This window comes from Mesoflavibacter sp. (assembly GCF_964226795.1).
Classification (GTDB): Bacteria; Bacteroidota; Bacteroidia; order Flavobacteriales; family Flavobacteriaceae; genus Mesoflavibacter; species Mesoflavibacter zeaxanthinifaciens.
Map to the genome: position 1 here is coordinate 85,099 of NZ_CAXQQP010000013.1, position 11,700 is coordinate 96,798.

The window sequence follows — 11,700 nt, forward strand, 5'->3', positions numbered from 1 at the left end:
AATAAACTAAAAGACACATTCCCTATGGAATATTTAGAATTTGAATTACCAATTAAAGAGCTAGAAGAGCAATTAGACAAGTGTCAAGTCATTGGAGAAGAGAGTGATGTAGATGTGACTCAAACATGTAAACAAATAGAAAAAAAGCTACTAGCAACAAAAAAAGAAATTTATAAAAACCTTACACCTTGGCAGCGTGTGCAACTATCACGTCATCCAAATAGACCTTATACATTAGACTATATAAATGCTATTTGTGGCGATAGTTTTTTAGAACTTCATGGAGATAGAAGTTTTAAAGATGATAAGGCTATGATTGGTGGATTAGGTAAAATAGGAGACCAAACATATATGTTTATTGGTCAGCAAAAAGGATATAATACCAAAACAAGACAATACCGTAACTTTGGTATGGCTAATCCAGAAGGATATCGTAAAGCATTACGCTTAATGAAATCTGCAGAAAAATTTGGAATACCAGTAGTAACACTTTTAGATACACCAGGTGCATATCCAGGATTAGAAGCAGAAGAGCGTGGACAAGGAGAAGCTATTGCAAGAAATATTTTAGAAATGACTAGATTAAAAGTACCAATTATAACAATAGTTATTGGTGAAGGTGCTTCTGGTGGTGCATTGGGTATTGGTGTAGGAGATAAAATTATGATGCTAGAAAATACATGGTATTCTGTAATATCTCCAGAATCTTGTTCTTCAATCTTATGGAGAAGCTGGGAATTTAAAGAGCAAGCAGCTGAAGCTTTGAAGTTAACAGCAAAAGACATGAAAAAAGTTAAGATAGTTGACGATATTATTAAAGAACCATTAGGTGGTGCTCATACAGATAGAGAGACAACTTTTAAAACAGTAAGCAAAGCAATTGAAGATGCTTATGAAGAGTTTAAAAACTTATCACCAAAAGATTTAGTAAATAAAAGAATTGAAAAATATTCTGAAATGGGAGTATTTAAAGGTTAACCCTTATAAAATCATTTGCTCAAAAAATCTGAAACTTGAGTTTCAGATTTTTTTTGTGCTTATTAACAAAAAAAATGAGTTATTAACAACCGTATTGTTAATGACCTGTTGAGATTAGCTCAATTTCTAATTAAGGTTTTCTTAACAATTTATTTACTTTCGTTAACTCGAAAAAAAATCAAATTTCTTGAGATTTACACTCAAAAAATTAACTGTAAATCGTTATATTTTAATCTATTATTTTATATCAATAAATGAAACAACCAAATCAATTAAAAGGTTACCAAGTAGATAAAAGCACCTTGATAAATCTAGAAAGAGGTAAGGTGCCACCACAAGCTATTGACTTAGAAGAAGTGGTTTTAGGTGCTATGATGATTGATAAAAAAGGTGTAGATGAAGTTATTGATATTTTAAGCGCAGAAGCATTCTATAAAGAAGCACATCAACACATTTTTGAAGCTATCTTTATGCTGTTTCAAGAAAGCCAACCAATAGACTTATTAACAGTTTCAACACAATTAAAGACTAACGGTAAGTTAGATATGGTTGGTGGTGACTTTTACTTAATATCTTTAACGCAAAAAGTATCTTCTTCTGCGCATATCGAGTTTCATGCACGTATTATTTTGCAAAAATATATTCAGCGAAGCTTGATTAAAATTTCTAGTGAAATTATTGAAGATGCCTATGACGAAACTAAAGATGTTTTTGATCTCTTAGATAGTGCAGAATCTAAATTATACGAAGTTACACAAGGTAACATTAAAAAATCTAGTGAAACTGCTCAAGATCTTGTAATACAAGCAAAAAAGAAAATTGAAGAAATCTCTAAAAAAGAAGGAATGAGTGGTATTCCTTCTGGTTTCGATAAACTAGATAAGTTAACTTCTGGTTGGCAAGAAAGTGATTTAATTATCGTAGCAGCAAGACCAGGTATGGGTAAAACAGCATTAACGCTAACTATGGCTCGTAATATTGCCGTAAACTCTAACATACCGGTGGCGTTTTTCTCATTAGAGATGGCATCTGTACAGTTAATTACTCGTCTAATTTCTAGTGAAACAGGATTATCTTCAGAAAAATTAAGAACAGGAAAACTAGAAAAACACGAGTGGGAACAACTTAACGTAAAAGTAAAATCTTTAGAAAAAGCACCACTTTTTATTGACGATACACCTTCGCTTTCAATTTTTGACCTACGTGCAAAAGCTAGACGTCTAGCGTCGCAACATGGAATAAAAATGATTATTATTGATTATTTACAGTTAATGACAGCGTCTGGTACAGGTGGTAACCGTGAACAAGAAATTTCAACCATTTCACGTAACTTAAAAGCTTTAGCTAAAGAGTTAAGTGTACCAGTAATCGCTTTATCACAGTTATCTCGTGCGGTAGAAACACGTGGAGGAAGTAAACGTCCATTATTATCAGATTTACGTGAATCTGGAGCGATTGAGCAAGATGCAGATATTGTAAGTTTTATTTATCGTCCAGAATATTATAAGATTGACGAATGGGATGATGAAGAACGATCACCAACAGAAGGTCAAGCAGAATTTATTGTTGCAAAACACCGTAATGGTGGACTAGAAAACATAAGGCTTAAATTTATTGGTCATCTTGGTAAGTTTGACAATTTAGACGACTTTGATACACCTTTTGGACAAGAATATCATAGTAAAATGAATGAAACGAATGATGATCCTTTCCCACAATCTAATTTCCCATCTGCTAATGATGCTTTTGGAGCACCAGATGAAGATAATGATGTACCATTTTAATTAATACATTTTTTAGCAACAACGACCAACGATGGATAAAATAAAAACTACCAATTATTTGCTTTTAATAATTGTAATTCCAATACTATTCTATCTTTTAAAGATTTTGTCATTTATCTTCATTCCATTGGTGTTTTCAATGTTTGTTGCATTATTATTCTTACCAATATTAAGAAATTTAAGAAGACGCAAAGTACCTAAATATTTAAGTATAGTATTGGTGTTATTACTTATAGTTGCAGGAGTTTGGATGGGGATAGAGTTAATTAAATTATCAAGTAAAGAAATATTAACTTCAGATTCTCACTTTTTTGATAAAGCTCAATTAAAAATAAATAGTTTAGTTGGTAGCCTCGAATCTTTTTTTGGAATTCAACAAGTAGAAGGAGTAAAAACTATAAATAAGTATTTAAATAAAGATGTTATTTTAAATAACTTATCTCCAACAGTTAGCTTTATTTCTAAGTTTTTAACAGCTTTACTTACTACAACATTTTTTGTGGTATTGTGGTTAGCAGAATCTATTAATGTAGAGCGATTAATTAATAGAACACTATTAAAACAAAAACACACCTCTATAAAAACGTTTAGAAAGATTGAAAAAGACTTAATAAAATTTATAAAAGTTAAGTTTTTAGTTAGTTTTCTTACTGGTGTTGGTACTGGTTTAGCATGTTACTTTTTTGATGTTAGTTTTCCTATATTTTGGGGCTTATTTGCATTTATTATCAATTTTGTACAAATGGTAGGCTCTTTTATTACCGTAATTTTATTATCTATATTTGCTTTTGTAGAATTAGAAATATCTAGTGTTTTACTCTTCTTTATCATTTGTATTACATCTGTTCAAATATTATTTGGCGCTATTTTAGAACCAATTTTTATGGGAAAATCATTTTCTATAAATATTATTGCAGTTTTAGTAATGCTTATGTTTTGGGGATTTATATGGGGCGTACCAGGTTTAATCATGGCAATTCCTATTACTGTTTTTATTAAAATAATTTTAGAACAGTTTCCTCGAACAAAAATAATTTCAGATTTACTTTCAGGTTCTTAAACCTTACTTAAAATGATATTAAAAAATTAAAAAAAGCACTTTTTTTGTTTATCTTTCATCTATGAAGAAAACATTTTTTTTAATACTTTTTTTATCAATCACATTTCAAAGTTTTGCGTCATATGTTCTAATTCCTATGGATGCAGATACGCAAAAAAATCACTTAAAAGCTTACGGGATTACGTATTGGACTTTAAGCCAGCAACTAAAAGTTAAGTGGTTACTTAATTATCGTGGTGGTTCTTTTTTATTACCAGATTCAGAAAGAATTCAACGCGAATGTCAAATAAGAGGCGTAAGTTTTGAAGTCATTTCTGATGTTAAAGCCGAAAGTATTTTAAAAGAAATAAGCAGTCCAAGTAAAAATATGGAAGCAGTAGTTTTAGAAAAAGCTCCTAAAATTGCTGTTTATACACCTAAAGGAAAATTACCTTGGGACGATGCTGTAACAATGGTATTAACTTATGCAGAAATACCTTACGAAACTGTTTATGATGAAGAAGTTTTAAAAGATGAATTATTACTTTATGACTGGTTGCATCTTCATCATGAAGATTTTACAGGTCAATATGGTAAATTTTATGCTAGATATAGACAAGCTGCTTGGTATATTGAAGAAAAAAAATCAGCAGAAGCCTTAGCTACAAAATTAGGTTACAAAAAAGTTTCTGAAGAAAAACGAGATGTAGCTTTAAAAATAAGAGATTACGTAGTTGGTGGCGGATTTATGTTTGCTATGTGTAGCGCAACAGATAGTTTTGATATTGCATTATCTGCAGACGGCGTAGATATTTGCGAACCAATGTTTGACGGCGATGCAAGCGATGCAAATTATCAAGCAAAAATTGATTTCAATAAAACCTTTGCTTTTAAAGATTTTACTTTAGAGCGTAGCCCATTGGTTTACGAATTTTCTAGTATAGATATGACTACAAAACGTAAAATACCCAAAGAAACAGACTACTTTTCTTTAATAGATTTTTCAGCAAAATGGGATCCAATTCCAACCATGTTATGTCAAAATCATACTGCGTTGGTTAAAGGTTTTATGGGACAAACCACTTCTTTTGACAGAGAAGAAATAAAATCTAATGTATTAGTTATGGGCGAGAATAAGACCAATGGAGAAGCAAAATATATTCACGGTATAAAAGGTAAAGGTTTTTTTACGTTTTATGGAGGTCATGACCCAGAAGATTATACACATAAAGTTGGTGATCCAAAAACCGAATTAGATTTGCATCCTACATCTCCTGGCTACAGATTAATTTTAAACAATGTGTTATTTCCTGCAGCAAAAAAGAAAAAGCAGAAAACTTAATTTTTAGATGAAATTTTTTCAAAAAGAAATAAGTTTAGCTTCGCAAAGAAGAGGATTTCATTTAATTACTTCAGAAATTTTAGATCAAATTTCAACTGAAATTCAAAGTATAAAAATTGGTCAACTTCAGGTATTTATTAAACATACTTCTGCAAGTTTGACCATAAATGAAAATGCAGATCCAACGGTTAGAGTAGATTTTGAAAGTTACATTAATACCTTTGTTCCAGAAAATGAACCTTATTACAAACACACTTATGAAGGTTCAGATGATATGCCAGCACATATTAAAGCGTCATTATTTGGAGCTTCTGTAACTATTCCTATAACAAACGGAAAAGTAAATTTAGGGATTTGGCAAGGTATTTATCTTTGCGAACATCGTAATTACGGAGGTAGTAGAACAGTTGTAGTAACAGTATTTGGTAATTAACGTTTCTTTACAATCTTGCAAACTTTCATTTTGTATCTTTATTAAAAAGGAAAGTAATATGTCAACCAAGGAAACCATTTTAAAAAAAATAGAAATACTAATCACTAACCATTTTAAAACTCCAGAAGAAGCATTTGCTTTTTTTGATAAAGATGGTAATAAAACATTATCTATTTCAGAAATTAAAGAACTTTTAAAACAAGCTGAAATTAGTGGTTTTATAAGAGGTATTGTTGCAAGTAAGCTTATTGAAGGTTACGATAAAGATGGAGACAAGCAAATAAATTGGGCAGAATTTAAGGCTGCAATAGACGAGATTTCTAAATAAAAAACAATTGAGATATTATTTTGTTCAATTTATAAAACTACTATTTTCTACCACTTTATTCTGGTCTGGAGCATTTTGTTTATTTATCACTATAAGATATTTTGCTATAGGAGCAGAAGAAGGTATTGCAATAACTGATTTTTCTTTTGCAAAACTCTTAAAGTTTGGGCTATACTTAGGCGGTCTTATAGGTCTTTTGTATGCTATTGTAGAGTTTGTCTTTGATAAATTTGTAGCTAAAAACCTATCGCTTTCAATTATAATTTTTTTAAAATTCTTAGTGTATTTGGTTGGTATGATTTTGTTCTTATCAATTATATATGCTAGAGCAGAAGTAGAGCTAGATTTAAATTTATCTAACGATTTAGGTTGGTGGCAACAAAACCAAGTATTTTGGTTATTGGTTGGGTATTTTATTATCTGCTCTCAAGTATTTACATTTATTAAAATAGCCAATGAAAAATTTGGTCAAGGTGTCTTTTTTAATTTTTTAATAGGAAAATATAGAAAGCCAAGAGAAGAACGACGCGTTTTTATGTTTTTAGATTTAAAAGATTCGACCACGTTAGCTGAACAATTAGGACATTATAAATACAGTAAATTAATACAAAGCTGTTTTTATGATTTAAACCGAGTTATTGGACGGTACGATGCAGAAATCTATCAATATGTAGGGGATGAAGCTGTATTAAGTTGGACTTACAAAAGAGGTATAAATCATAATAATTGTATAAAACTGTTTTACAAATATAAAGAAGTACTTAAAAAAAAGGAGAAATGGTATTTAAAACAATTTGGAATAATACCAACATTTAAAGCAGGTTTACATGGCGGTAAATTAATAGTAACAGAAGTTGGTACTGTAAAAAAGGAAATTGCTTATCACGGTGATGTTATTAATACCACAGCAAGAATACAAGGCGAGTGTAATAAGTATGAACAATCATTATTAATTTCTGAAAGTTTATACAAAACCATGTATAACCTTCAGAAATATGATATAAAGTCAATAGGTGAAATTCCTTTAAAAGGAAAAGAAGAACTAGTGAAAATATATGCTGTTAACCTTATTTAGAAAGTTTTATTTTTTCTAATAGTGAAGCTAATACCATCTCTACACCAGCTTCATTATTGCTTTTTGTTATAAATCTAGCTGCTTTTTTTACATTTGGATGTGCGTTTTCCATAGCATAGCTAAAGTAGGAACGTTCTATCATTTCTAAATCATTATTATAATCTCCAAAAACCATTGTTTCTTCTCTAGTTATACCTAGATTATTTTGAAGTTTTGATAAAGCAAAACCTTTATTAGCATTTTGATGAGAAATATCTAGCCAAACTTGACCAGAAACTTTTACTTTATAATCTGTTTCTAGATGTTTTACATGCGGGTATAATTGTTCTTCAGATCCATGTTTACAGTAAACGGCTATTTTTAAAAAGTCATCATTATCAATAGTTGTTAAATCTTCTACTTGTCTGTATTTGGTGTAAAATTCCTTGAAGAAGTTTATAAAACTTTCATTTTTTGTTTCGATATAAGCAGACTTTTTTCCGCAAAGAACAATTTCAATATCATCAAAAGATCTTAGTAGTAAAATTAAATCTTTTATTTCTTCTTTAGGAATTTTGATTAAAAGCAAATCTTTACCTTGTTGTTTGGTTATAGCTCCATTTTCTGCAATAATGGTAATGTCGTTTGTTATACCATTAAGCTTATCTGTAATACTAAAATACTGTCTACCACTTGCAGCAACAAAGTGTATGTTTTCTTTTTTTAAAGCTTCAAATAAGTTAAAAAAGTTTTGACTTACTTCTCCTTGATTATTTAGTAATGTACCATCCATATCAGAAACTACAAGTTTGACTAGAGATAATTTCATAAATTCAATTTTTAAAGTTAGGTGAATAAAAAAATCCGATTCAAAAAAGAATCGGATTTAATTTATATAAGCGAAGTATTGTTATACAATTGGCAAAAAGCCTTATTTTACTTTATTCACAATTGCTTCAAAAGCTTCTGGGTTGTTCATAGCTAAATCTGCTAAAACCTTACGGTTTAATTCGATATTATTAGCTTTTAATTTACCCATAAACTGAGAATAAGACATACCGTGTAATCTTGCACCTGCGTTAATACGCGTAATCCATAATGCACGGAATGTTCTTTTTTTGTTTCTACGGTCTCTGTATGCATATTGCATAGCTTTGTCAACCGCATTTTTTGCTACTGTCCAAACGTTTTTACGACGTCCAAAGTAACCTTTTGCTTGTTTAAGCACCTTTTTTCTTCTGGCTCTTTTAGCTACAGAATTTACTGATCTAGGCATAATTTAATTGTTTTTTTGTAGTAGGCGGTTAATTGTTTAACACTTTGATTGAGCCTAACTCCAGGGTTTATAAATAATTTTAACCGGTTAAAGTCTTGTTACTTTAAACGTAACATGATTTTAACATTGTTCTCATCTGCATCATGTACTAATGCATCGTGAGTTAAAGCTAACTTACGTTTTTTAGACTTCTTTGTTAAGATGTGACTTTTAAACGCGTGCTTTCTTTTAATTTTACCAGTACCAGTAAGCTTAAAACGCTTCTTAGCACTAGATTTTGTTTTCATTTTAGGCATTTTGTTTCCTAGTTTTTATTATTTCGCTTATATTATTTTGACTCTTATTAAGAGTTTAATTATTTTTTTGGAGCAATAAACATTGTCATACGTTTTCCTTCAAGTTTAGGCATTTGTTCTACTTTTCCAAATTCTTCTAAATCTTGAGCTAAACGTAATAATAGTATTTGTCCTTGCTCTTTAAACACTATAGAACGTCCTTTAAAGAATACAAATGCTTTTAGTTTTGCACCGTCTTTTAAAAATTTTTCTGCGTGTTTTTTCTTAAATTCATAATCATGGTCGTCTGTTTGAGGACCAAATCTTATTTCTTTAATAACAACTTTAGATGCTTTAGCTTTTAAAGCTTTTTCACGTTTTTTCTGTTCGTAAAGAAATTTCTTATAATCCATTACTTTACAAACTGGTGGATCTGCTTTAGGTGAGATTTCTACCAAATCAAGTTCTTGCTCTTCGGCTATTGCTAAAGCTTTTTTAATTGGGTAAATACCTACTTCTACATTATCTCCGACTACACGTACTTTTTCTGCTCTAATTTTAGAGTTAATTCTGTGTTGGTCTTCTTTAATAACTCTTGCTGGTCCTCTTGATCTTTTTCTACGTATTGCTATGGCTTTTCGTTTTTAGTTAAACTTAAATTTAAAATTGTTTTTTTGTTTTATTAATTTCTTTTTTAATAATTTCTGCAAATTCATCTACACTAATCGTGCCTAAATCTTCACCTCCGTGTTGTCTTACAGAAATTTTATTTTCTTTTTCTTCTTGCTCTCCTATGATAATCATGTAAGGCGTTTTATTCATTTCTGCCTCTCTAATCTTTTTACCAATAGTCTCGCTTCTATTATCTACAAGGGCGCGAATTTCGTGATTTTCTAGCAAAGTTAAAACATTTTGACCGTAATTTTCATATTTTTCACTAAGAGTTAACACAGAAACTTGTGTTGGCATTAACCAAAGTGGGAAATTTCCTCCTGTATGTTCTAGTAATATTGCTATAAATCTTTCTAGACTTCCAAACGGTGCACGGTGAATCATTACAGGTCTGTGCGATTCGTTATCACTTCCTTTATATGTAAGGTCAAATCGTTCTGGTAAATTATAGTCTACTTGTATAGTCCCTAATTGCCATTGTCTACCTAAAGCGTCTTTTACCATAAAATCTAGTTTAGGTCCGTAAAAGGCAGCTTCACCTGTTTCTATAATATAATTTAAATTTTTCTCTTTTGTTGCATTTAGGATTGCTTTTTCTGCTTTCTCCCAATTTTCGTCACTTCCTATGTATTTTTCTGGTTTTTCTGGATCACGTAAAGATACTTGCGCTGTAAAGTTTTCAAATCCTAAAGATCCAAATACATATAACACTAAGTCTATTACATTTTTAAACTCTTGATCCAATTGGTCTGGCGTACAGAAAATATGCGCATCATCTTGAGTAAAGCCTCTTACACGTGTTAATCCATGTAATTCTCCGCTTTGTTCATATCTATATACAGTCCCAAACTCGGCAAAACGTTTTGGTAAATCTTTATAGGACCATTGTGTGTTGTTGTATATTTCGCAGTGATGAGGGCAATTCATTGGTTTTAATAAGAATTCCTCATCTTCTTTAGGTGTTGTTATTGGTTGAAAACTATCTTCACCGTATTTGGCGTAATGACCAGAAGTAACATAAAGTTCTTTTTGACCAATATGAGGTGTGACAACCATCTCATAACCAGCTTTTTTTTGAGCAGCTTTTAAGAAGTTTTCTAATCGTTCTCTTAAAGCAGCACCTTTAGGGAGCCATAAAGGTAAACCTTGTCCTACCTTTTGTGAAAAAGCAAATAATCCTAATTCTTTACCAAGTTTTCTATGGTCACGCTTTTTAGCTTCTTCTAAAAGTTCCAAATATTCTTTTAAATCCTTTTGTTTAGGAAATGAAATACCATATACACGTGTTAATTGAGGGTTGTTTTCATCACCACGCCAATAAGCTCCTGCAACAGACAATATTTTGACAGCTTTTATAATACCAGTATTAGGAATGTGTCCTCCTCGACATAAATCTGTAAAAGTAGAGTGATCACAAAATGTTATTTCGCCATCCTCTAAATTTTTTATTAATTCTGTCTTATATATATTGTCTTTATATAAAGATAGTGCATCAGATTTACTAACAGTACGCATATTAAAATTATGTTTACCTCTAGCAATTTCAAGCATTTTATTTTCTATACTTTTAAAATCTTTATCACTAACCACGTTCTCTCCAAAATCGACATCATAATAAAAGCCATTATCTATAGCAGGACCTATGGTTAACTTGCATCCAGGATATAATTCTTCTAAAGCTTGAGCAAGTACATGCGCAGAACTATGCCAGAATGCTTTTTTACCCTCATCATCATTCCAGGTGTAAAGCACAAGAGAACCATCTGTGGCTAATTCTGTAGAAGTTTCTATAGTTGTACCATTAAAGTTTGCTGAAATTACGTTTCTAGCTAAACCTTCACTAATGCTTTTAGCAACATCCATTGGGGTAGATCCTATATTAAAGGCTTTAACACTACCATCAGGTAAAGTAATATTTATCATGAATTATTTAAATTAGGATACAAATATAATAGTATAATAATAGAGAAGCAATATAAATGTATGTAACAATATCATTAGTTTATTATGTGGTATTATTTCATATCGAATAAATATAAGCAAGATATTTTAGAGTCTTCCTTAATATTAACAAGAGTAATTCCTAATTATAAATTAAAAGTATAATATAAGAGGAGTGTTAATTTGAGTTATATAACATATAGTGCGTAACAATATATGTATACTCTACATAAAAGTATAAGATTTAAAAGGAGCATTAAGTGTATTATATAGGTTGAAAAATCAGATTTGAAAAAAAGATAAAAAAAGTTAAGTTGTAAAACGCTGAAAACAAGGCGTTAAAAAGCAAGAGTAAAAAAAAAGCAAAAAAAGTTTCAAAAAAGGGTTGTGGGAATGAAAAAGGGTCTTATATTTGCACCCCGAAACAATAACAACTGAGCAATCAGGGATGAGATTTCGAGAAAGTTCTAGATAAAATATTGATTAAGCAAAACGGTGAAAAAATAAATTTTAAATTTTTTTAAAAAAAGTTTGCAAGGTTTAAAAACTTGTTTTATATTTGCACCCGCTTAGGAAAT

At 30.4% G+C, this 11,700-nt stretch carries 12 protein-coding genes; 7 read left to right on the forward strand and 5 right to left on the reverse strand.

Annotation, left to right across the window (positions count from 1 at the left end; genetic code table 11):
- Nucleotides 1-24: 24 nt before the first annotated feature.
- The 7 genes from ACEQT4_RS11850 to ACEQT4_RS11880 all read left to right on the forward strand — a co-directional run bounded on the left by ACEQT4_RS11850 (nucleotide 25) and on the right by ACEQT4_RS11880 (nucleotide 6,979).
- Nucleotides 25-978 carry an acetyl-CoA carboxylase carboxyltransferase subunit alpha gene (locus ACEQT4_RS11850; protein WP_106679641.1) on the forward strand — a complete coding sequence of 318 codons (954 nt, stop codon included), beginning with the start codon at nucleotides 25-27 and terminating at the stop codon, nucleotides 976-978.
- Nucleotides 979-1,232: 254 nt separating this feature from the next.
- On the forward strand, nucleotides 1,233-2,762 hold the full coding sequence (dnaB, locus tag ACEQT4_RS11855) for a replicative DNA helicase (RefSeq protein ID WP_027879980.1): 1,530 nt from the start codon (nucleotides 1,233-1,235) through the stop codon (nucleotides 2,760-2,762).
- 31 nt (nucleotides 2,763-2,793) lie between these two features.
- The gene (locus ACEQT4_RS11860; RefSeq protein WP_370227935.1) at nucleotides 2,794-3,822 is read left to right on the forward strand and encodes an AI-2E family transporter; all 1,029 of its coding nucleotides are present in this window, start codon (nucleotides 2,794-2,796) and stop codon (nucleotides 3,820-3,822) included.
- A 136-nt stretch (nucleotides 3,823-3,958) separates the two neighbouring features.
- The gene (locus ACEQT4_RS11865) at nucleotides 3,959-5,143 is read left to right on the forward strand and encodes an asparagine synthetase B (protein ID WP_370227946.1); all 1,185 of its coding nucleotides are present in this window, start codon (nucleotides 3,959-3,961) and stop codon (nucleotides 5,141-5,143) included.
- 7 nt (nucleotides 5,144-5,150) lie between these two features.
- Nucleotides 5,151-5,576, forward strand: coding sequence for a secondary thiamine-phosphate synthase enzyme YjbQ (locus tag ACEQT4_RS11870; protein WP_370227937.1), 426 nt, complete (start codon nucleotides 5,151-5,153; stop codon nucleotides 5,574-5,576).
- A gap of 58 nt (nucleotides 5,577-5,634) precedes the next feature.
- Nucleotides 5,635-5,904, forward strand: coding sequence for an EF-hand domain-containing protein (locus ACEQT4_RS11875; protein WP_027879976.1), 270 nt, complete (start codon nucleotides 5,635-5,637; stop codon nucleotides 5,902-5,904).
- A gap of 7 nt (nucleotides 5,905-5,911) precedes the next feature.
- On the forward strand, nucleotides 5,912-6,979 hold the full coding sequence (locus ACEQT4_RS11880) for an adenylate/guanylate cyclase domain-containing protein (protein WP_370227939.1): 1,068 nt from the start codon (nucleotides 5,912-5,914) through the stop codon (nucleotides 6,977-6,979).
- Here ACEQT4_RS11880 and ACEQT4_RS11885 read toward each other — a convergent pair.
- From ACEQT4_RS11885 to thrS, 5 genes are all read right to left on the reverse strand, one after another.
- Nucleotides 6,972-7,787, reverse strand: coding sequence for an HAD family hydrolase (locus tag ACEQT4_RS11885; RefSeq protein ID WP_370227941.1), 816 nt, complete (start codon nucleotides 7,785-7,787; stop codon nucleotides 6,972-6,974). The two genes, ACEQT4_RS11880 and ACEQT4_RS11885, sit on opposite strands and share 8 nt — an antisense overlap.
- 102 nt (nucleotides 7,788-7,889) lie before the next feature.
- Nucleotides 7,890-8,234 (reverse strand): 50S ribosomal protein L20, encoded by a 345-nt coding sequence (gene rplT / locus ACEQT4_RS11890; protein ID WP_027879973.1) that lies wholly within the window; start codon nucleotides 8,232-8,234, stop codon nucleotides 7,890-7,892.
- 98 nt (nucleotides 8,235-8,332) lie between these two features.
- Nucleotides 8,333-8,530 (reverse strand): 50S ribosomal protein L35, encoded by a 198-nt coding sequence (gene rpmI, locus ACEQT4_RS11895; protein ID WP_027879972.1) that lies wholly within the window; start codon nucleotides 8,528-8,530, stop codon nucleotides 8,333-8,335.
- A 59-nt stretch (nucleotides 8,531-8,589) separates the two neighbouring features.
- On the reverse strand, nucleotides 8,590-9,099 hold the full coding sequence (gene infC, locus ACEQT4_RS11900; RefSeq protein WP_262497780.1) for a translation initiation factor IF-3: 510 nt from the start codon (nucleotides 9,097-9,099) through the stop codon (nucleotides 8,590-8,592).
- A 70-nt stretch (nucleotides 9,100-9,169) separates the two neighbouring features.
- Entirely contained in the window at nucleotides 9,170-11,104 is a 1,935-nt protein-coding gene (thrS, locus tag ACEQT4_RS11905; RefSeq protein WP_370227943.1) for a threonine--tRNA ligase, read from the reverse strand.
- Nucleotides 11,105-11,700: the final 596 nt, after the last annotated feature.

Coding starts and splice junctions, on each gene's coding strand:
- dnaB (WP_027879980.1), top strand. CDS start 1,233: ATGAAACAACCAAATCAATTAAAAGGTTACCAAGTAGATAAAAGCACC.
- ACEQT4_RS11850 (WP_106679641.1), top strand. CDS start 25: ATGGAATATTTAGAATTTGAATTACCAATTAAAGAGCTAGAAGAGCAA.
- ACEQT4_RS11865 (WP_370227946.1), top strand. CDS start 3,959: ATGGATGCAGATACGCAAAAAAATCACTTAAAAGCTTACGGGATTACG.
- ACEQT4_RS11860 (WP_370227935.1), top strand. CDS start 2,794: ATGGATAAAATAAAAACTACCAATTATTTGCTTTTAATAATTGTAATT.
- rpmI (WP_027879972.1), bottom strand. CDS start 8,530: ATGCCTAAAATGAAAACAAAATCTAGTGCTAAGAAGCGTTTTAAGCTT.
- ACEQT4_RS11870 (WP_370227937.1), top strand. CDS start 5,151: ATGAAATTTTTTCAAAAAGAAATAAGTTTAGCTTCGCAAAGAAGAGGA.
- thrS (WP_370227943.1), bottom strand. CDS start 11,104: ATGATAAATATTACTTTACCTGATGGTAGTGTTAAAGCCTTTAATATA.
- ACEQT4_RS11875 (WP_027879976.1), top strand. CDS start 5,635: ATGTCAACCAAGGAAACCATTTTAAAAAAAATAGAAATACTAATCACT.
- rplT (WP_027879973.1), bottom strand. CDS start 8,234: ATGCCTAGATCAGTAAATTCTGTAGCTAAAAGAGCCAGAAGAAAAAAG.
- ACEQT4_RS11885 (WP_370227941.1), bottom strand. CDS start 7,787: ATGAAATTATCTCTAGTCAAACTTGTAGTTTCTGATATGGATGGTACA.